This is a genomic window from Siminovitchia fordii DSM 16014 = CIP 108821 (assembly GCF_000374565.1).
GTDB classification, from domain to species: Bacteria; Bacillota; Bacilli; order Bacillales; family Bacillaceae_C; genus Siminovitchia; species Siminovitchia fordii.
Genome location: NZ_KB894700.1, coordinates 34,486 through 56,708 on the forward strand (window position 1 = coordinate 34,486; position 22,223 = coordinate 56,708).

Genomic DNA, 22,223 nt, shown 5'->3' on the forward strand with positions numbered 1-22,223 from the left:
CTTTCTCCAACATTGGTGACCGCTTTTTACCAAAATCTCTCGTAACGGGCACCTCCCCGTTTTTTCTCGAAACCTCTCTTAACGGGAACCTTTCTTCACTATTGGTGACCGCTTTTTAGCAAAATCGCTCATGATGGGATCTTTCTCCCTAAACCTGACCGCTTTTAATGGAAACTACAAAAAGCGGGCACCAAGAGGGGTTCCAACGTTGCATACTTTCGTTTGATTAATAAGTGAACCTTCTGAACATCCCCTTGTTCTTAAAATACATCCCGCCTGTCCCCAACTAAAAACCCTCCACAAACACAAGAATCCGGCAGAATGAACGAATCGTTCTCTCTACCGGATTCATAAAAAAGGGGGTAATTGAACTATGGCATTATCAAACTTTGAACTATATTATTCAGGTCTTAGCATGTTAATCAAGGTTTATCTGAATTAGTACGCTTCTTCAACGCCTTTGATCATTGCTTTAATAGATTGTAGCCCTCCACCAGAAAGGTACCAGTAATCAGCATCCAAGTAGATAATTTTTCCGTCTTCATACGCTTTTGTCTTTTTCACAAGGTCATTTTCAATCGTTTCTTTGGCCGGTTCAGAGTCTTCTTCAATCGCAGCATTCCGGTCAATGACAAACAGAATATCTGGGTTGGTTTCTAAAATGTATTCGAATGAAATTCCCTGTCCATGTGGGGATACTTCAATATTTTCATCGGCTGCTTTAAATCCTAGAACATCATGGATCCAGCCAAATCTAGATTTAGGTCCGTAAGCACTCACTTTTCCTTCATTAGCCAAAACAATCAGCGCTTTTTTATCGATGGATTCCGCTTTTTCTTTTACACCTGCAATTTGATTGTCGACCTCTTCCAGTTCAGCTTTAACTTGGTCTTCCTTGCCGAAAATTTCACCAATCGTATTCATGTTCTTTTCAAAGGATTCCAGGTATTGATTAGTATCAACTCCCATGTATACAGTAGGAGCTATTTCTGCAAATTGGTCATACAATTCAGCCTGCCGTCCGGAAATGAAGATGACATCCGGCTTTAATTCATTGATAGCCTCAAAATCCGGCTCTTTCAAACTTCCAACGTTTGTATATTCATCTCCTGCATATTTTTCGAGGTAAGCAGGAATGGTCGCTTGTGGTACCCCGGTTACTTTGATTCCCAATTCATCCAATGTATCCAACACACCAAAATCGAAGACAACAACCTTTCCAGGATTTTTCTTGACTTTTGCTTCTCCATATTCATGCTTGATTGTTATCTCTTCCGCCTGCTTATTCGTGTCATTCTGCTCTTTCGCTCCGGATTTGCTTTCTTCTTTTGATCCACAAGCTGCAAAAACAGCTGCCATAGCTAAAAGCATAATGAATAAAGTCCACTTTTTCATTTGTCCATTCTCCTTTAATCCATTGAAATATGTAAAATGAAATCCATATAAGGAATGCCAGCAGAAAAAATATCTGCTGTTAAACCGCGTACCAGCAATCTCAGATCTATCTTATCAAGATAACATTTTCCAGATTCACCTACCCTGATTTAACGACAATGATAATCATTATCAGTTGAGCTCGTATTTATTATAACACCGCTTTCTCAAGTGTCAATAACTAATTGAGAATTTTTCTCATTTGTTTAATACAGAATTGTGATCACAAAACCCTCATAACCTAAACCTGCCGCCAATTATCGATAAGGGTACAATTGCTTCCTCCCAATCTTTGGCAATCTAATCCCAAACAATGACCTATTTTAGGTTATTCGGTTTTTTTATAATAATGTCACCTTATAAGTTCCTTACTAAAAAGTTTGTGACAAGGTTAGAAGCCGACAATGCTTTTCCCACCCTTGAACAGGGTCTGCCTGGTGATAAAGTCTTTCCCTGGATGGTTGAAGCTTCCTTCTTGCCATTAACTGTTCCAGGTATCACTTTTATAATTTTGAATAATCAGAAAACAACAACACAGGAAGTGGGGTAAAAACCCCACCTTCATATCCTTAGTCTATGTAGTAAATCAACACCATGGCTACCATCTCAATTAGTCAACATATAACTTATTCTTCAGAGTAACGTTCTGAGAGCTTCCTCTTATGAGAATGAAATACTTCTTCTAAAGAGATATTATATTTATTGGCAATAACCATTACGTTGCCTAATACGTCTCCTAACTCCTCTACCAATTCCTGTCTGTTTTCCTCAAATGATTCTGTTGCCTCGTCTGGTCTATCCCTACCGATTTCAAGGGCTCTTATAGCTCGTGCTACTTCTCCCGTTTCCTCTGCTAAAAAGCCGATTCGAATAAAAATGTCTAATTCAGACCAGCCCCTATTATCATAATAATCATTTACCCATTGTTGAAATTCAGCTACATCCAATTTTCTCACTCCTTAAATGCCGGTATGATAAAGTTTAACAAAGTATCGGGTTTTTTGTATAATGTAAACGCTGATTTCGCTAGGGGGAGATTATATGAAAAAGATAGCCATATTTTGAGGTTCCAGTAATGGAGCATCCAGTGTTTATATAGAAAACGCAAAAAAAATTGGTAAAGAACTAGCAAGGCGTAATATCACACTTGTTTATGGCGGAGCAAGTGTTGGCGTTATGGGGGCCGTTGCAAATTCCGTTTTAGAAGAAAACGGACAAGTCATTGGCGTTATAAATAAATGGAAGTATTAGAGATAGCATATTCCCAATGAACCAGTTCAATTCATCATCCGGAATCAAAGCGAACGCCAACAATCCCGATGTAAGTCCTACAATTATAGATATAAATGCCGCCCGGGTATTCAACGGGTACTATTCATGAAGGAAGGTGACCGGTTTGGGCTCAAGTTCGAAAAAACGGGTACTATTCGTGTGGAAAGGTGACCGGTTGGGGCACGTGTTTGAAAAAACGGGAACTAATCGTGAGGGAAGGTGACCGGTTGGGGCCCGTGTTCGAAAATACGGGAACTAATCGTGAGGAATGGTTCCCGGTTGGGGCCCGTGTTCGAAAATACGGGAACTAATCGTGTGGAAAGGTTACGGTTTGGGGCCGAGGTCGAAAAAACGGGTACTATTCGTGAAGAAGGTGACCGGTTTGGGCTCAAGTTCGAAAAAACGGGAACTAATCTTGAGGAAAGGTTACCGGTTCGGGCCGATGTTTGAAAAAACGGGTACTATTTATGAGGAAAGGTGACCGGTTGGGGCTCGAGGTCGAAAATACGGTAACTTATCGTAAAGGAAGATTCCCGTTTGGGGCCGGTGTTTGAAAAAACGGTAACTTATCGTGAAGGAAGGTTCCCATTTTGTGTCCCAGGTCGAAAAAACGGTAACTTATCGTGAAGGAAGATTCCCGTTTTGTGTCCTACAAATAAAAGAGTGAACCTGAGCAAGATAGCAGGCGGATGACAAATATTCAAGACAACACATAGAGCCCTTGGGAACATCGCCTAGATTTCCCAAGGGCTCATGAGTCTTATTCTACTATACGTTTAACAACTGTACTGAAGATGTGAGGGCAGGATTAACTGCCCTTTGAACCAGCATATCCCGGATCTTTGCCACCCCGGAAGTGGAATCCCCAAGTTAAGGGGTATATGTACCCGAAAACGGTAAGGCCCGAATTGATCCCCCAAACATCAATTATTTCACTTGGCCAGCTTTCCTTGTTTATAAGCCGCCTTGTATAGACCTTTATACTCTTTATACTTTTTAGGAACCCAGCTTGTCGAGAAGAACTTCTTACCTTTTTTGAACCCTGCTTTTCTAACTTCTGCAGCCTTTTTATTTGAGTCGAAGCCTTCCTTATACCATTTGGAATAGTCCTTATGATCCTTATACTGTTTTGGGATCTTCACACTATAATTAGTGTTTGCGGACTTTTTCCCTTCTTTTGTGATGGTTTTCTTTATACCAGCCTTATAGCCGTCATTGTAAGCTTCGACATATTGCTTTCTGTCTTTATTTCCAGGTTTAATTTCCTTCTTCTTTAATCCATGTTTTTTACCCAATTCATATTGTTCTTTTTTTATCTTTTTTACTCTTTCCTTATTCCCTTTCTTAAAGCCCTCTTCAAAAACACCTTGCCTTTTCTTGGGGACCTCTTTCAAATCCATTTTCTCTTGACTTAACCCTTGCTCATAACCTTGATCAAAGTACTCTTTTTGCTCTTCTTTTTCTTTCCATGCTGCTGCATAGCTCTTCTTAAAAGCTTTTGCATAATGAGGTGATTTACCTTTTATGTGCTTATCAGGATCTTTTTCTTCTTCATTCTCGAAGTCATCTTTCGCTTTCTCAGCACCTTCTTTTTCTCCCAACCCACGATCTTTTATCGCTTTTTGTCTAGCTTTTTGTCTAGCTTTCTCCTCTTCTTCCGCTCTTTTTCGCTCCAATTCCTCTTGTTTACGTTGTTCTTCTAATTTTTTTTGATCCACCTTTGGAGCTTGAGCAGGTGGTGGGGTCACCTTCTCGGTAGTTGCTGGAGCTGGAGGTGGGGTTTCCTTCTTCATAGCACCTCCACTTCCACCGGAGTTCCCTCCATTATGATAATGATACTCTCCATACTCCAATCCCCACTTTTCACAATTGGTCCTACAAGTATGACCTCCGTTTGCATCCGTTCTTCCAGGATGGGCACTGGACTGGCTTGGGATCAATAATAAGAAAATTAATAAGCCAAAAAATCCTATACAAACCTTTTTACCCATATTGTTTTTCTCCCCTTTCGCCATATATTCTGACATATTTCCTGGGAAAATGGGCCTGTTATTAGGGGAATTCGTTCGTCAAAAAATGACAAAATTCAATTTTGACGACTTTTTTTATATTAAAATTTAATTTTCCTCTAAATCTAATTAGAAATGGACTCAACGCCCGAAACACTATAACTTTGTGCATAATTCCGCTCGCACTTGTAACTATTTGGCAAATTGGATCATTAAGCATAAATTTAAAATGGCTACCGATCTTCCAACAGTAGATTATGTCCAGACCCGTACATGTCAACCTTTTAAAAAATGATATATTAATTACGGAGAACCTTATAAATTTTTATGAGATTAATTAAAGTAGATTGCTTTAGTAGACTAAAAAATAAGGGATAACTCATCTAACAAAACCAAACCGCAGCTAATCTAAATGAACTACTATCCAGCTATAAGCATTAACCTGAATTAAATTTTATTTATTTTCATTAAACCAAAAAAATCGGAGTATCATATGATACTCCGGCAAAATTTGATTATCCCACTTCCCTTTCTTCTACATCACAAGATTTTCTATCATATTCTACTTTATTGTTGCTCCCAAAAGTTTCATTTCTTAATGACTTGATGAATGAAACACACATCAACAAGACAACAACAGAAAATGGCAATCCTGCTACAGCTGAGACCGTTTGCAATGGCGTTAATCCTCCACTCAACAAGAGTGCAATAGCCACCCCGGCGATAACTACCCCCCACATAATTTTACTTTTGTTTGATGGATCCGTGTTTTCCTCACTATACATTCCAAGCACATATACAGTAGAATCTGCAGATGTAATAAAGAATATAATAAGGGAAACCATTGTCATGAAGATGAGAACCGGACTGAATGGGAACAGCTGCAAGAAATAAAATAACGCTGTATCCATATTTTCCAATATCCTGTTTGCCAGCTCGTTGTTACCTAAGTTTACAATATTGTATAGTGCACTTCCCCCAATGGTTGAATACCATATCATAGTGGCTAGACTCGGAATAAGCATGGCTCCGAAAATAAATTCCCGGATCGTCCGCCCTTTAGAAATTCGTGCAATAAAAAGACCGACGAAAACACCAAAGCTGATAGCCCAACCCCAGTAGAAAAAGTCCCAGCCTGCCTGCCATGTATAGTCATTAAGAAATGGCTCCAAATGAAAACTCATGCTAATGAAATTCTGCATATAATTGCCTGTAGTGTTTACAAGAATGCCAAGGATGTTGCGTGTCGGTCCGGCTATAAAAATAAACATCATAATCATCAGCGCCAACACGATATTAATATTGGACAACCACTTGATCCCACGTTTGATACCGGTACTGGCAGATATTATAAATAGCACGGTGAGAATTAAAATGAGTATGATTTGATTCGTAAAATTATTTTCTATTCCCCAGACATAATCAAATCCAGCACCCATTTGCTTGACGCCAAGCCCCAATGAGGTAGTAATACCACTTATTACCGCAAAGATAGCAAGTATATTAATAAATTTCCCGATTGGCCCGAAAGCTTTTTTTCCCAGCAAAGGTTCCAGACTTTCATTTATTAACGGCAATGTGTTCTTTCTATATTGAAAGTACGCCATGATTAAGCCGATAATGGCATAGGAGCCCCAGCTATGCAGCCCCCAGTGAAAAAAGGTATACTGCATTGCTGTTTTTGCTGATTCCTGTGTTTCCCCTGTGCCAAATGGCGGATCTATATACATAAGTACAGGCTCTGCTACACCCCAAAAGAACAAACTAATGGCCAATCCTGCGCTGTACAGCATGGCAATCCATGTAAACCGGTTAAATTCCGGTTTATCTGTATCCTTACCTAACCGAATATTTCCATATTTTGATAGAGCTACATATAAGCAAATGACGACAAATGTAAAAGCAGCGAGCATGTAGTACCAGCCAAAGTTCTCACTGATAAAGGTATTCAGAATATAACTAGCGGCCTGTCCCAATGTTTCAGGAGCAATGATCCCAAAGAGCACGAATATAAAAGTTAAAGTTAGTGCCCCTATGACCACAATATTTTTACCCATAAAACCCCTCCCTTTCTGCTATTCCTTTTCTTTCATTGCTGGTATAACCCATTCTTCTCCACGCTGTGTTGTCACATATTCCGGCCAACGGTAATGAATAGGCGGTTCATAATCACAAAGCGGAGCCTCCCACTTGCTTCCATTAATTCCTCCGCCAGTTCTCTCCTTAAACTCGTCCTGCGCCTTCTTTAATAATTCAGGCTGGGTAAGCAAATCAATGATGGTCATTCCAACCGTTTTGGATGCACTTACAATCATCGGATCGATACATTCCCGAATGCCTCCCAGCGCGTTCATCACCCAAGTTGGATAGGCATAGCCCGGTTTAGGAGACTTTAATGCTGGTCTTCCAATATACAATCTTACTGTAGGAGCATGCCAGCAGTATTCCGTATAATCGTCAGATGTGAAATGCTGCTGCCAAGCAGGTAATGACTCTCTTAGCTTCTTTTCCGCCTCTTCCGGCTCAATGAGTTGCTCTATTTCATCTATAAACGGCTTTTCCATCGGTTCAAAACCAAGTTTCTCCTGAATTTTTTGAGCAACCTTGATAGCCTGCTCATCAAACACAGGGGCACCGGCAATTTTTAGATTATTAAACGTTGTTTCTGCCATTGTGTGATTCGCCAATCCGGTCCGTGATTTCGTAATCCAGTTCCGCTTCCAGTTACAATGCGCAGCTTTTGCGGCACTTTCGGCATTCCGGTCAAGCACTTCCATGACTTTCTCGGCCATTTCAGTGTTGGGCACACGGATAAAATAGTAAATTTGCGCCATTTGCCCCGGAATATTATCTGCTGTTGCCTGTCCGGTGTTTAAAATGGTTTCGTTCATGGACCATCCCATTCCGTTAGAAAGCATGTGTTCCCGATACATTTTTGAAAGGGAGTACATGATTACAACCGCGTCGGTTGCACCGGGAGCTCGAGCTTCGGCATGAGATGCCGGGATTGGCGAGTCCGAACCGGACGACAGCCAGTTTTCTGGTTCATCGCAAGTAAACGTATACATAGCTGAGAATGCGACTGCACAATGGGTATCCCAACGTGCCGTGTTACATAGAGGCAGCATGTAGAAGGGATGAAAGCTGATTGCCGCATCTAGATCATCATAATATCCCTTCGCTGCGTGGATTGGCTTTGATCCTCTTAATTTCTCCGCAGGTTCACCAAAAAATTTCAACGTTCCTTTAATATCAAATTGTTCCATGACCGCTTTCGCTGCCAAAAATCCGCCAAGTGAGCCTACGCCTAATGCAGAATGCGGGTCTGTATGTCCTCCGGCATATTTACTCAATCCGTCTCGCGGCCGTTCAACCGTGTCAGCCGCCTGACAGTTTCCAGGAACAGCATCATACTCGGCATAACCGCCAATCACAGGTCCTTCCCCATTTTTCCAAGTGGCGCAGAAAGCAGTAGGCATGCCGCCACTGCCTTCTTCCACTTCGAATCCCTGTTCCCTTAACTGTTTTACATACCAAGCAGAAGATTTGTACTCCCTCCAGGCTGTTTCTCCATAATGCCAAATGGTTTGATTCCAGTCGGAGAGTGTATTTTTATTGTTCTCCACCCAATCCATTACTTGTTGTTTGTTTTTTGAAATCATTTGCTGACCACTCCCTCTTGCATTTCTTCTTTTGCGTATACTTTTTCTCCTGAAATCCAAGTTTCACAAACATCGATATTTTTTAATTCATTGATTTCAACTTCATATGGATCTTTTTCCAACACAACGAAATCCGCCAGCTTTCCTTCTTCGACGGAACCAATGATATTCTCTTTGTGAATCGCTTTTGCCGCTTCAATGGTATATCCCTTTAAAGCTTCAGTCAGTGAAATACGATGCTCTGCTCCAATGACATTACCTTGCAGCGTGTTGCGGGTAACAGCAGCATATACAGCAAGAATCGGATTTGGCGGTGCTACTGGTGCGTCTGATGAGAGAACAATCGGGATATTTTTCTCCTTGAACCAACCGTACGGTGAATAGTTAATGCCATGATCACCGACTGCCCTGACGACACCTTCCGCGAATTGGTAAACATGCTGTGGCTGCGGAACAGGCCAGATTTTAAGATCGGCCAGATCATTAATTTGTTCCTTGCTTGGCAGGCCGCAATGTTCGATCCGGTGCCGGATATCCTCTCTCAATAGCTGTTTCTGCGACTCTCTGACACTATCAATTACCACCTGAATGGCGCCGTCACCCTGTGCATGAGTAATCGTTTGAAAACCCTGTTTGTGCGCTTTAACAAACATCTCTTTAAACTCATCAGGTGAATGGTATAAGTATCCTTGGGTCCTTTTGCTGTCTGAATATCCAGAAGAAAGATAAGCTGTACCTGAATTAAGCGAGCCGTCCGCATAAAATTTTATCGACCCGATGGAGAGCTGGTCATCACCGAAGCCGGAACGGAAACCAAGGTCAATCAATTTATCTAAATAGGTTGATAGAAACGACATGATAATGCGCATCTTTAGCAAGCCGTTTTTCCGAGAACTTTCAAATGTTTCCAGCTCCTGCTTGGTCACTTGTGGATCGTTAATAGTCGTAACACCGGCTGCAAGACATTGCTCCTGCCCCACTTTCACAAGTGTTAACAAATTATCAGGAGTATCCGGCATGTGGATATTTGGCCCGTTATTGCCAATCACCACGCCGGCATTTTTGGCAAAAAAGTCGTTAGCGCTGTCATACAACTGTCCATTGGGCACTCCATTTTCATCTCTTCCAATAACCCCGCCTTCCGGATCTCCTGTATGTTCATCTACACCCAGTTGTTTAAGAAAATAATGGTTCACAACATTCGAGTGCCCACTGACATGCATGATTTGAACAGGAAAGTCGGTTGTGACCCGGTCCAGGTCATCTGCAGTGGGATAGCGCTTCTCGGCAAGGTTTCGCTGATCAAATCCAAATCCCCGGATAATGCCGCCATCTTTCAACGTATCTTTGAACTTGGAAAGCTCCATAACGATATCATCAATACTTTTTACTTTTGGATAGCTGAGATCAATCCATGTATGGCACATGCCAAGCATCATCAAATGGGCATGTGGATCAATGAAGCCCGGCATCAAGCAGCGGCCCTCTAAATCTATTTTTTCCACTTCATGTCCCGAAACCGCTTCTTCACACGCTTTCAATGAACCGGCAAAGATGATTTGATCCCCCCGGACTGCTACAGCTTCCACTTTTTCTTTCTCATCCATTGTTAAAATGGTTCCACCATAAAATATTTTAAATTCTTCGTGCATTCGTCAGTCCCCCTAGTTGTTTGGAATGAGTGTAATGATTGACTTCACATGTATATATTGCAATTAATATGCCAACACACACACCACAGCAAAATAAAGGGAACTCCTTGCATCATATCTTACTCTTTATTCAAAATTGTATAGAAAATAGTGGAATAACCTGTATATCCTATATAATATTTCTCTCTATACAAAATTGTATAACCTATACGAATGTGTATAATTGTAGTAATAATTAAGGTTGGGGGTATAGACGATGCCATTGGAGATAGGAGAGCGGTGGAAAGAAATTGTAGATGGACTCTATACGGATGTGATTATTACTGACAAAGAAGGAGTCATTGTATATGCGAACGAATCGACAGAGTACTGGTTCAATATGGAGAAAAGAGATATTATCGGAAATAGCGTATTTGAATTAGAAAAGAAAAAAATTTTTTACCCGTCCGTTGCAAGAATGGTATTAGAAAGCGGACAAAAACAAACCCTAATCCAACAAACAAGAAATGACAAGAAGCTGCTTGTAACCGGGAACATCATTTATGACAGCAAGCAAAATATTGAATATATTGTCTGCTATTCGCAAGATATTACAGAAATAGAAAAGCTGAAGTCTTATATCAAGAAAGTGGAAGGCGAACTGGAGAGCATCAAAAAAGAATTGCAATTCTACCAAAAACTTCAAATGGAAGATTCTCGCCTTGTTGCGAAAAGTCCTAAAATGCAAAAAGTATTATCGGTAATGGATCGTGTGGCCGATACTGATGCAACCGTACTTCTCACTGGGGAATCGGGTGTGGGAAAAAGCCTTCTGGCAGAACAGCTTCATAAGAAGAGTAATAGAAAGGGAGAGTTCGTGGCAATCAATTGCAGCAGCATCCCTGAATCTTTAATCGAGTCAGAGTTGTTTGGGTATAAGCCTGGGGCATTCACAGGCGCCAGCCAAAAAGGAAAAGTGGGCCTAGTGGAAAAAGCCCAAAATGGAACCCTTTTTCTTGATGAAATTGGTGAATTACCAATCAATGTACAAGCAAAATTATTGATGCTTATTCAAGAAAAGACGTTTTACCGAATCGGAGATTCGCAGCCAAGGGAAGTGAACTTCCGACTCGTGGCGGCAACCAATGTAAATCTGGAAGAACTCATCAAACAAGGAGCGTTTAGGAAGGATCTTTACTTTAGGCTATCCGTCATCCATATCTCCATTCCACCTTTAAGAGAAAGACAGGAAGATTTGCTGAACCTTTTAATGAATATGACCGAGAGGTTTAATAAACGATATGACAGGCATAAAGAATTAACTCATGAAACAATCGATTGCCTTCTTCGCTATTCCTGGCCCGGCAATGTACGTGAGCTCTCAAACATCGTCGAACGATTGGTATTAACAATTGAAGAAGATGTGTTACTGCCTGAACATCTTCCTGAAAATATAAATACAGGCCATCTGGCAGCACCATTAATTGGAATCGGCCATAAATCATTAAAAGAAATCGTGGAAGAGACAGAAATAAGGGTATTAAAGGATGCCCGTAAAAAATACATTAGCACAACAAAAATGGCCAAGATTTTAAAAGTCAGTCAGCCAACCATTGTGAGGAAGCTGAAAAAATACGGTTTATAGCTACCATTTACGTTTAGAAACGAACTTGAGATTAAAAGGATAAAACTTTGATGCCTTAAATTTCCTCCTTCTTAGAGCCCTCTTTGCAGACTCTCTTATAACACTTATCAAAAAACATATCGTCTTTGACAGCGTTATCTGATACAACCTAACTACTAAACCGTTTTAATAACAGAAAAACATCTATAACCTCCCCTCAAGCAAACGTTTCATTCTGCCTGCTTAAGGGAGAGGACCGAATCAATTGTTAAGTACGAAACTAAGATAGACCGCCAACATCCTATGTTTAGGCTACCACATCTTCATCAGTCTAAATTTTCTACGACTGTCGCAATACCCTGGCCAACCCCGATACACATAGTGGCGGCTCCGTATTTTACTCTTCTCCTTCTCATTTCATAGATCAACGTTGTAAGAATTCTGGCTCCGCTTGCCCCAAGCGGGTGCCCGTAGGCGATGGCTCCGCCGTTTACGTTGACAATATCCGGGTTCAGGTTAAGTTGTTTGATACATTCAAGGGACTGTGAAGCAAAGGCTTCGTTAAGCTCCACTAGACCCAAGTCTTCGACATTTAATCCGGCTCTATTCAACGCTTTTCTCATGGCGTAGATGGGGCCGAGTCCCATGACCGCAGGCTCTAATCCGGCGGTTGCTGAAACGACATATTTTGCCAATGGCTTAAGGTGATATTGCTCCGCTTTTTCTTTGCTCATTATCAATAGGACGGCTGCTCCGTCATTTATTCCAGATGCGTTACCGGCCGTCACCGTTCCGCCTGAAAAAAGTGGCCTTAGTTTGCTCAGCTTTTCTAAGGTCGTGTCGGGTCTCGGGTGTTCGTCTTTCTCTACATAAATGACGTTTCCCCGTCCATCTGAAACCGGCACGGGAACAATTTCCTCATCCAGTTTACCACTCTCCATTGCTTCTTTTGCTTTCATTTGGCTGTTAAAAGCAAATTCGTCCTGGGCTTTCCGCGAGATATTATAGCGTTTAGCTACGTTTTCCGCTGTCTGGGGCATGCTGCCCGTTCCAAATTTCTCGGCAATCGCTGGGTTTGGAAAACGCCAGCCAATCGTTGTATCTACCAATTCCATATTTCCTCTCGGAAACTCGACCTCAGGCTTCAACATGACAAACGGCGCTCTCGTCATACTCTCCGTTCCGCCGGCGATGAATACATCTCCTTCACCAACCAAAATTGCCCTAGCCGCGTAATTCACTGCATCCAGTCCGGAGCCGCAAAGGCGATTTAACGTTGTGCCGCCTGTTTCGATCGGAAGGCCGGCAATGAGGCTCGCCATTCTTCCGACATTACGGTTTTCTTCCCCGGCGCCATTTGCATTTCCCAAGACAACTTCTTCTATTTCCTCTGGATGCAGACCTGGATTTCTTTCCAACAATGCTTTAATGGCAATTGCTGCAAGATCATCAGGTCTGACCGTTTTTAATGCACCTTTGTATCTCCCTATTGGCGTTCGGACCGCATCGACAATATACACTTCTTGTGACACATTACTCCCCCTTAAAAGCGGCCTTTCTTTTTTCCAAAAAAGCGGCTGTTCCTTCTTTTTTATCCCCAGTGCTAAACAACACAGCCTGCAACGCTTTTTCCAACGCCAACCCCGCTGATAAATCAACGGTAGGACTTTCGTTAACCGCAATTTTGACCATTTTAATTGCTACTGGCGGTTTCCTTGCAATCTTTTCTGCGATCTCCATCACTTTGTCCATCAGCGAATTATCAGGTACGACATGGTTTAATAATCCGAGTCGCTGGGCTTCCTCAGCGGAGATGATATCTCCAGTAAAAATGAGTTCTTTCGCCTTGGCCAATCCAACGGTTTTTGCTAATTGCTGGGTTCCTCCGCCTGCGGGTAAAATCCCTAAATTAATTTCTGGCTGTCCGAACTTTGCTGACTCACAACCTATTCGAATATCGCAAGCGAGGGCAAGCTCACATCCTCCTCCCAAAGCGTAACCGTTTACCGCTGCAATAACCGGCTTTCCCGAACGATACACATTTAGCAGTACATCTTGTACGGCTAGTCCATAAATATCCAATGGCTTTCTGTCATGAATCCATTTAATATCCGCTCCGGCCACGAATGTTTTTTCGCGGCCTGTAATGATGATGACCCTAACGTTATCATCTAAATTTAACTCCTTGACTGCCTGATCAAGTTCAGCCCAACTGGCGGGATCCATTGCATTGCGCTTTTCAGGTCTTGAAATTTGAATGATGCCAATCTGATTGTCAATTGTTATATTCAGCGATGAATAATTCATTCTGTCACCCCAAGTTAATTATCTTTGTAGTCATATACACCTTTTCCGGTTTTTCTTCCAAGCCTGCCCGCCTTCACATACTTGATTAATAATGGGCTCGGACGAAAGCGCTCACCAAGTGTTTTATGAAGGTACTCCAAGTTATTCAATCTTGTATCAAGGCCAACAAGATCTCCTAATTTGAATGGTCCCATCGGGTAATTTAAACCAAGTTCTATTGCTTTGTCGATCTCCTCAGGCGTCCCTACACCTTCCATTAACATATTAAAAGCTTCATTGCCTACTAAACTGCTAATTCGGCTAGTAACAAATCCAGGAAATTCATTAATTCGTACTGTTTCTTTCCCCATTTTTTCGGCCACCCACTTCACGGTTGCAGCTGTCTCGTCGGTGGTCTCCAATCCTTTTACTATTTCTACTAGCTTCATTTTGGGAACCGGATTAAAAAAGTGCATTGCGATAACTTTCTCCGGCCTAGTCGTATAGGACCCGATTTCTGTTGGACTCATCGTTGATGTATTTGTTGCAAGAATCGTCTCCGGCCGTGTGTATTGATCCAGATTCTCAAAGACACTCTGTTTAATTTTTTGTAGTTCTGGAACCGCCTCGATCACAAAGTCTGCCTTTTCTGCACTCGCTTTCAAATCCGTTGTAAACTCGATCCGTTTTAAGGCTGCTTCTGCTTCGTCTGCCGTCAGCTTGTTTCTCTCCACGCCCTTTGACAGGGTATCTTCAATCGTTTTTTTGGATTTCTCCAGGCTCTCTTCCTGAATATCCTGAATCGTGGTTTGGAAGCCGCCAACACCACTGACATAACCGATCCCGCTTCCCATTAATCCTGAGCCTACTACGAGTAAGTTTTTGATTTCCATGTGTATCACGCCTCTTCAGTCGAATTCTAAATTATTTTTGAAAGATTGGATTTTCTAGTATCAACTTACCTATATACCTTCCTTCTTCCATAAATTCATGAGCTGTTTTCGCATCTGCAATAGAAAATATTTTGCCAATATGAGGGAAGAGATTTTTTCTTTGTAAGAATGCCACTACTTCAACGAAGTCTTTCAAATCTCCCATCCATGAACCGGTAATCGTGATTTGCTTACCAAAAATCAGACGCAAATCGACTTCTGTCATCGGCCCTGTCGTTACGCCGCAAAAAGCGAGCCTCCCTCCTCTGGCAAGCATTTGTAAACTGGTTGAAAATGTTTTTCTGCCAACATGATCCAAGACAATATCAGCCCCGCTTTTCCCGGTTAACTCACGGACTTTTCTTGGAATGTCTTCATCTCTTGTCATAAAATCAAATGTTTCAAATCCGTTCTTCTTTAAAAAGTCGATTTTACTTTGTTCTCCGACAATGCCAATTGCCTTCGCTCCGATACCTTTTGCGATTGACAGGGCAGCATAACCCAATCCTCCGGAGGCACCCCATATGACGGCGGTGTCATTAGCGGTCAGCTTTCCTTTCGTCACAAGGGCGTTCCATGCCGTTACGTAAGCAACAGGTACACCCGCCCATTGCTTGGTAAACTGATCGGGTATCTTTATGGCGCGCTTTTCTTCCGTCACTACATATTCTGCGTATCCACCGTCTATATGGTAGCCAAGAATTTGAAAACGCCGGCATAAAGTTTCTCTCCCGTTAATACAGGATGGGCAAGTACCGCAACCTTTCCCGGGGTATAAAACAACAAAATCACCTTTTTGGAGATATTTTACTTCGGTGCCGGTTTCAGTGACCCTTCCAACGACATCGCTCCCCGGAATGCGGGGCAATGTTAATTTATCACCCGTTCCACCTTTTCGCAGCCAAATATCCAGATGATTCATGCCGCAATATTCCACATTTACCAAAACCTCATTCGGCTTTATTTCAGGAACATCCGCCTCTTTCTTAAATAACAATTCTTCCGGCCCACCGTGGCTCTCCAGAACAATACCTGTCATTTTCTGTTCTCCCATGCTTATCGTCCTTCCTCCTATCGGCGATCTTCGAATCGTTTGAGCTTAGCCCGTATGCCATGTCCGGTTAATGGCTGTAACTCATCTTCATCAACAATGCTGACATTGATTTTTACGCCTACTTTTCTCTTTAAAAGCTCTTCCAGTTCTTTTTTTAGTAAGAAATAATCACTGCTCGCATGTTTTGCCTCTGCTATAACAGTCATTTCATCCCTTGCAGGAGAGCCGACTCTTTCTACATAGCAAAAGTACTCGCCGTTTACCTTCGGGTTTTCTTTAATGTATTCGCCGATCGCTTCAGGCCATATATTAATTCCTCTTAGCTTAATCATGTTATCGCTTCTGCCCTGGAAATAGTCAATCTTTTTATGCCAGCTACCGCAAGCACACTGTTTAACTTTATAACTTGCAGAAATATCTTGAATGTTGTAGCGGATTTGCTGGGTGCTTGTCTTGTACAAAGCCGTAACGACTATGTTTCCTCTATGCCCAGGAGGCAGCACTTCACCTGTTTCGAAATCGACAATTTCCACGATGAAAGCATCCTCAAATACGTGAAGGCCGTCCTCTGCTTCACATTCAGCTGCCACATACTGCACTTCGTGGAATGCATACGAATCGTAAACCGGGCAACCCCATACTTTCTTCACTTCTTCTTTCGGCCCAAAAGCTGACAGCGTTTTGATATTCAAGTCGACTTTCGGATCAAGGCCCATTTTCTTGGCTGTATTTCCGATATGAATTAAATAATCGGAAGTAGCCAAGATAGACGAAGCACCAAATGTTTTAACAAACTCCACTTGCTTCTCTGTCGGTGTCACTGCCCCTGTTCCTGTAGTAATTGGTGTGCAGCCGAGCCACTGCCAAAGCCCATGGTCCATAATCCAAGCTGCATTGTGTGTGGAGTATGCCCAAGAGTTCATGACTGCATCGCCGGGACGTATGCCATGCATATAAAACGTTCTCGCACTTAATATTGCGCCTATCTCTCTATCCCAGGCGGAGTAGATTGTTGGTCTCGGCGAACCTGTCGTTCCACCGCTTGTATAAAAACGGAGCGGCGTATGCTTGCCGTCTTCAAAATGATATTTTTGATAATCCCCAAACGGTGGGTCTAGATTGATGCTGTCTCTGATGTCATCGATCGTGTATGATGGGATTTTAGAAATATCATCTAGACTTTTTACATCTTTCGGAGAAAAATCACGCTTGGCCCATAACCGTTGGAAAAACGGAATCTCCGAACCTTTTGCCAGCGTCTCCTTTAATCTTTTTAATTGCGTTTCTTCAATTTTTTCCCGGCTCCACTTCCATGTGCCTTCCATAAACTCTAATGGTGGTTCATATTCTGTTACCAATTTTTCGAAGTCTACAGATTTATAATAGTAAGGAATTTTTGTCTCAACGTTCATTTTCCGTCTCCTTTATAATGTCAATATGTTTTATTCGGCAGAATATTCTGTAATTATTTACAGTGGCAAGAACGTTAAACCAATCGCCCAAATGACACCTACTGCAAGCAGGATAGGTAAGCAATAACCAAGAAAATCTCTTACTGTCAATCGAGTACCTACTGCAAGAATCGGAAAATACAACAATGCCCAAAATGGCTGAACCAAGTTTGTCCAAATATCTCCATACGTGATCGAAAGAATAGCTCTCGGAATTTCTACGCCAAGCTCCTCAGCTGCAGGAATGATAAATGCCGCCGTTGCTGTAAATTGTGATCCTGCAGAAGGGACAAACATGTTAATCACACCAGATATGAGGAACGTAAATAATGGAAATGTAGTTTCATTAGCAACACTAACAATCATCTGTGTAACTTTATCTGCCAAGCCTGATTGAATGAGTATTGCCGCTATACCTCCGTAAATAGGAAACTGCAATGCGATACTACTAGTTGCTGTAATATTTTTTGAAAAAGAATCCATGTAGGTCATGGGGTTTTTATGCACTAAAAATCCTAAAATGATTGCTATAAATGCCACCGAATTTAAATTCAAACCATCGATGCCATTTATCGCAAAGAAATAAAACAAATAGACTACACCTAACAGACCGATAATCAAGATGGCTGGACGAAAGTTATTGATTTTATCCGAAATAGATCCTTTCTGTACAAGGATGTCCTCGGTATTTTCCGCTGTTTCGATTGCAGCTGCAGTTTCACCTTCATGTTTAATGGCCAGGTCATGAAAAGTCACAATATCCTTCTTATTTTTTCCAATAACGTAAAAGATGGTGGTAGTTACAGCTACAATAGCTATTGCAGTTACCATATTTAAAGTTGAAAATGTAGTTGCCTGTAACGGATAAATCCCGCCTAAAATATCTGTAAAATTACCTTCAGTTGCCACAAACAATGGAATTGTTCCTGAAATTCCGGTTAATGAGATTGTAAAGGAGGCGTAAGATACCGCAGATAAAAGTCGGTAGTCCACTCCCTTAACGTTTTGGCCAATAGACCTTGCAAATAGAGCTGTAATTATCGGACCAATATACCAGCCAATAAAGGATGTAACTGCACCCACAATACTTACTGAAACATAGGCAGAAGTCGGTCTTTTTACCATGCTCGACATTTTTTTAATGATCCTTTGCATGACTGGTGTATCAACAAGGACCAATGCAGCAGCATAGGTAATAATTAACTGAAATGCAAAGGTGAATAGCATTGGTACACCTTCAAACCAATATCCTAAAATTGAGATAGGGCCTGAATCAGTGAACAAAACCGCAAACAACATAGCCAACAATGTCAAAACTAAAGCAAATATAAATGCGTCCGGAAAATATCTGCTATACCAATCTGCTACTCTTTCAGATAGACTTTTTCTCAAATCCGTTTCCCCCTTTTCTGACCCAAAATGTAAACGCTTACTAATAGAGTTCAGGTCTTTCAAAAAAGGAAAAAGACCTGAACCTTTCATTTTACATCAGTCATTTACGCCAATGGAGAACCGCAAACACCACAATGCTTAAAGTGCTCAGGAATGTCTTTTGCTCCACACTCGGAACACTCAAGCATTGGTGCTCCCCATAGATGCTCATAGGAGTCTCCTGTTGCCAAGCGGTTTCTAAGCATCTCATAATCAGGCATACGCTTTTGGTTAAATGCTCTCATCGCTTCGTGCGTCTCAAACGCGCCTGTATGAACAGTCAGCCAATCTCTCGCATGACCAACAGTCAAATCAAGGGACATCTTCTTCCAGAAGTTTGTCTGTTCTTTCGTATAACGTACACACTCCGGCAGCTTATTAAGAAGTTTCTTCGCCATTTCATTCACTGCATCATCAAGCTGCTCATAAGGGACAACTTGGTTTACAAGTCCCCAATCAAGTGCTTTTTCCGGACTGATTTCTTCGTTAAGCCACAAAATTTCTCTTGCACGGCGGTCACCCACCATAATCGGCAACCACTGAGTGGCTCCACCAGCTGCAACGCTTCCATGAGAGTTTCCAACTTGTCTAATGTATGCATGGTCAGCCATAATAGCCAAATCACAGTTCATATTAAACTCGTTTCCTCCACCAACGGCCATTCCATTTAATTTCGCGATTGTTGGCTTCCCAATATCTAGTAATCTCTTATGGGCTTCAATAAACTGCCCCATCCATTTCCAATAATTATGCGGGCGATCTAAAATTTCAGCGTTTTGTTCTTTCATATCGGCACCTGTACAGAAAGCTTTATCTCCTGCCCCCGTTAAAACAACGACTCCTACCTCGTCATCCCATGATGCATATTCGAACACTCTGCACATTTCTCTTAAAGTGCGGAAGTTCAGGCAGTTATACACCTTAGGACGATTTATCGTAACCGTTGCGATTCCATCTTTTTTCTCATACTTAACAAATTTGAGATCTAATTCCTCTGGCTGTGGTGGATTCAAGAAATGTTCCATTTAACATACCTCCTAAAATATTGTCTACTAGAATTATCGCAAGAAGCGTGCCAACATGCCAAACGCCAAGAATAGAGCGTTTTCAATAATAAATTTATATTAGTCGTTCATAAAATGAACGGTATTGTTTAACTAATGAACGAATCTAACTATTTTGAAGTTTATTTTACTGCTTGTTTTTGATGATGCAGTAAATATTTGTTATAATTTTTCTTAAACTTCTTTGTAATAAAATATTTTTAAAAATTTTCATATATAATACAGAAAATATGCAGGGAAAAAGAGGTGTCTGTAATGATTGGCGTCATCGCACCCTACTCTAAATTCAAAGGAGAAGTCGAAATAACCGCAAAAAGGTTAAACATTCCAATCGTTGCTGAGGTCGGCGCATTGAATTCAGGCTTAAGAAAAGCAAAAAATATGATCAAAACTCACAAAGTAAAGGTCATTATTGCAAGAGCTTCAACGGCTGACTACTTAAGAGAAAAACTGGATATACCGATCATCAAAATTGAAATTACCAATTTTGATGTCATAAAAACATTGAAAAGTACAGATATTACAGAGAGTTTTGTCGTATTATTGAACCATTTTACTGACCAGAATCGGATAGATATTCAAACAATCAGCGAAATAATGAATATCCAATTAGATGTAAAATACTTCGGGAATGAGCGTGATATCACCCGCCATCTCAATACCCTCGCCTCTCAAAATGACTTACAATCCATTGTCGGAACAGCTGAATGTGTCGCTGCAACCGCGGGTAGAAAAGGGATGCAATCTTTGGTTGTCTATACGCAGGAGGAATCGATCACGGAAGCATTGCTCCGGTCAAAAGAAGCGATGGAAAACTTACTAAAGGAAGAAATCAAGCAACGGCATTTGGAAACGATCATTTCCCATGCGTTTGATGGGGTGATATCGACGAACCAGGATGGTTATATTACTGTTTGTAACGATGTCGCAGCCAACTATATCGGTATTTTTGAAAACGAAATCATTCAACGTTATTACAAAAGCATTCATATCCCTCTATTAAAAAAGCTTTTTGGCGACGGCCAAAATATTACAAAACATATCATCAATAATGGAAACCAAAAGTTTGTTTTAAACCGCAATCATTTAGGTGAAGAAAGCTATGTTATTACCTTCCAAGAAGTCGAGACTCTCGTTGAATCAGATTCCAATATCCGAAGTAAATTGTATAACCGCGGATTTTTTGCCAAGTATCATTTTGAGGACATCATCCATAAAAGCAAGGAAATGAAACAAACGGTTTCTTTAGCAAAAGCTTACTCGAAATCAGAAGGAAATATTTTAATTTACGGCGAGAGCGGGACAGGAAAAGAATTATTCGCACAAAGCATTCATAATGAAAGCTTCAGATCAAAGGGACCTTTTGTGGCTATAAATTGTGCGGCCCTTCCGGAAAATCTGTTGGAGAGTGAGTTATTCGGCTATGATGAAGGGGCTTTTACCGGAGCAAAGAAGGGCGGGAAACCCGGACTATTTGAAATGGCCCATAAAGGAACGATTTTCCTCGATGAGATTGGAGAAGTTTCCCTATCCTTACAAGCACGTCTGCTAAGGGTACTACAAGAAAAGGAAGTTATGAGAATTGGAGGAGAGAAAATTATACCAGTCGATGTGCGAGTCATCGCCGCAACAAATAAGAACTTAAAGGATAGTGTCGAGAAACAAAAGTTTAGAGAGGACCTATATTACCGACTAAACATTTTGTATATCCACATCCCCCCTCTAAGAAAAAGAATAGAAGATATAGAGTTGCTTATAGACGCATTATTCGCCAAATATGGCGGTCAACCGGAATTTATTACAGATAAAATGAAAGAAGACTTTAAGAGATACAACTGGCCAGGAAATATTAGAGAACTAGAGAATTTTATTGAACGAATCATCACAATTAAACAACATCTCCATGAAGATGTTCCCCTCACCGTCATCAAACATGCCTTCCAACCGAATTTAGCGGAAGAAGCTGCAATGGATGATTATATTCGGGTAAAGGTTGGCAGTTTACAAGAAATGGAAACTGAAATCTACGAGCAGCTTCTTAACAAATTTGATGGAAACAAAACACTCGTTGCAAATAAGTTGGGCATCAGCCGAACAACCCTCTGGAAGAAGGTCAAAGAGGTGACTTAGGGTAAATGCCTCAGCCCGGACTAATCGGACTGAGGCAGTTTTAAATATTCAGGAATAATCACTGTCCTTATAAACAAGCTTTAGGAAGATTACAATATCATGTACTTATTCAACTTTCATACCAGAGAATTGGATCTACACCCTTGAAATATTCGCCTTTTCATATCCCCCATACGTAACTCTTACATGCCTTTGACACTCATTGAATAAGGTATCACTTGGTGTATTTATTTTGAACAAAAA

Annotated in this window: 15 protein-coding genes and 1 pseudogene; 3 read left to right on the plus strand and 13 right to left on the minus strand. The window is 41.3% G+C overall.

All coding sequences use genetic code 11. From position 1 onward, the window contains the following. Positions 1-438: 438 nt before the first annotated feature. Positions 439-1,395 carry a siderophore ABC transporter substrate-binding protein gene (locus C509_RS0117420; protein WP_018708217.1) on the minus strand — a complete coding sequence of 319 codons (957 nt, stop codon included), beginning with the start codon at positions 1,393-1,395 and terminating at the stop codon, positions 439-441. Positions 1,396-2,060: 665 nt separating this feature from the next. Further along, positions 2,061-2,381 (minus strand): MazG nucleotide pyrophosphohydrolase domain-containing protein, encoded by a 321-nt coding sequence (locus tag C509_RS0117425; RefSeq protein ID WP_018708218.1) that lies wholly within the window; start codon positions 2,379-2,381, stop codon positions 2,061-2,063. A 148-nt stretch (positions 2,382-2,529) separates the two neighbouring features. Here C509_RS0117425 and C509_RS26600 point away from each other — a divergent pair. After that, positions 2,530-2,667 (plus strand): annotated as a pseudogene (locus C509_RS26600) (SLOG cluster 4 domain-containing protein); the annotation flags it as partial. 971 nt (positions 2,668-3,638) lie between these two features. On the opposite strand, the gene C509_RS0117435 reads toward C509_RS26600, so the two are convergent. The 4 genes from C509_RS0117435 to C509_RS0117450 form a co-directional block, all read right to left on the minus strand. After that, positions 3,639-4,697 (minus strand): YHYH domain-containing protein, encoded by a 1,059-nt coding sequence (locus C509_RS0117435; RefSeq protein ID WP_018708220.1) that lies wholly within the window; start codon positions 4,695-4,697, stop codon positions 3,639-3,641. A 533-nt stretch (positions 4,698-5,230) separates the two neighbouring features. Continuing rightward, entirely contained in the window at positions 5,231-6,772 is a 1,542-nt protein-coding gene (locus C509_RS0117440; RefSeq protein WP_018708221.1) for a BCCT family transporter, read from the minus strand. Between the two features lie 18 nt (positions 6,773-6,790). Next, complete coding sequence (locus tag C509_RS0117445; protein WP_018708222.1) at positions 6,791-8,377, minus strand: zinc-binding metallopeptidase family protein; 1,587 nt, start codon at positions 8,375-8,377, stop codon at positions 6,791-6,793. Next, the gene (locus C509_RS0117450) at positions 8,374-10,029 is read right to left on the minus strand and encodes an amidohydrolase (RefSeq protein WP_018708223.1); all 1,656 of its coding nucleotides are present in this window, start codon (positions 10,027-10,029) and stop codon (positions 8,374-8,376) included. Before C509_RS0117450 ends, C509_RS0117445 begins: the two co-directional genes overlap by 4 nt. 256 nt (positions 10,030-10,285) lie before the next feature. Here C509_RS0117450 and C509_RS0117455 point away from each other — a divergent pair, with 256 nt between their 5' ends. Then, positions 10,286-11,653, plus strand: a complete 1,368-nt coding sequence (locus C509_RS0117455; RefSeq protein WP_018708224.1) for a sigma-54 interaction domain-containing protein — start codon at positions 10,286-10,288, stop codon at positions 11,651-11,653. Between the two features lie 305 nt (positions 11,654-11,958). Here the strand turns inward: C509_RS0117455 and C509_RS0117460 are convergent, their stop codons facing one another. The 7 genes from C509_RS0117460 to C509_RS24180 form a co-directional block, all read right to left on the minus strand. Next, on the minus strand, positions 11,959-13,164 hold the full coding sequence (locus C509_RS0117460; protein WP_018708225.1) for a thiolase family protein: 1,206 nt from the start codon (positions 13,162-13,164) through the stop codon (positions 11,959-11,961). Position 13,165: 1 nt separating this feature from the next. After that, complete coding sequence (locus tag C509_RS0117465) at positions 13,166-13,939, minus strand: enoyl-CoA hydratase/isomerase family protein (protein ID WP_018708226.1); 774 nt, start codon at positions 13,937-13,939, stop codon at positions 13,166-13,168. Between the two features lie 14 nt (positions 13,940-13,953). Beyond that, on the minus strand, positions 13,954-14,811 hold the full coding sequence (locus C509_RS0117470; protein WP_018708227.1) for a 3-hydroxyacyl-CoA dehydrogenase: 858 nt from the start codon (positions 14,809-14,811) through the stop codon (positions 13,954-13,956). A gap of 31 nt (positions 14,812-14,842) precedes the next feature. Next, positions 14,843-15,904 carry an alcohol dehydrogenase catalytic domain-containing protein gene (locus C509_RS0117475; RefSeq protein ID WP_018708228.1) on the minus strand — a complete coding sequence of 354 codons (1,062 nt, stop codon included), beginning with the start codon at positions 15,902-15,904 and terminating at the stop codon, positions 14,843-14,845. Between the two features lie 17 nt (positions 15,905-15,921). Then, the gene (locus tag C509_RS0117480) at positions 15,922-17,316 is read right to left on the minus strand and encodes a phenylacetate--CoA ligase family protein (RefSeq protein ID WP_018708229.1); all 1,395 of its coding nucleotides are present in this window, start codon (positions 17,314-17,316) and stop codon (positions 15,922-15,924) included. A 57-nt stretch (positions 17,317-17,373) separates the two neighbouring features. Continuing rightward, on the minus strand, positions 17,374-18,747 hold the full coding sequence (locus C509_RS0117485; protein WP_018708230.1) for a TIGR00366 family protein: 1,374 nt from the start codon (positions 18,745-18,747) through the stop codon (positions 17,374-17,376). 104 nt (positions 18,748-18,851) lie between these two features. After that, entirely contained in the window at positions 18,852-19,811 is a 960-nt protein-coding gene (locus tag C509_RS24180; protein ID WP_018708231.1) for an enoyl-CoA hydratase/isomerase family protein, read from the minus strand. 294 nt (positions 19,812-20,105) lie between these two features. Between C509_RS24180 and C509_RS0117495 the strand changes: the two genes are divergently transcribed. Beyond that, the gene (locus tag C509_RS0117495) at positions 20,106-21,980 is read left to right on the plus strand and encodes a sigma 54-interacting transcriptional regulator (protein WP_018708232.1); all 1,875 of its coding nucleotides are present in this window, start codon (positions 20,106-20,108) and stop codon (positions 21,978-21,980) included. Positions 21,981-22,223 lie beyond the last annotated feature (243 nt).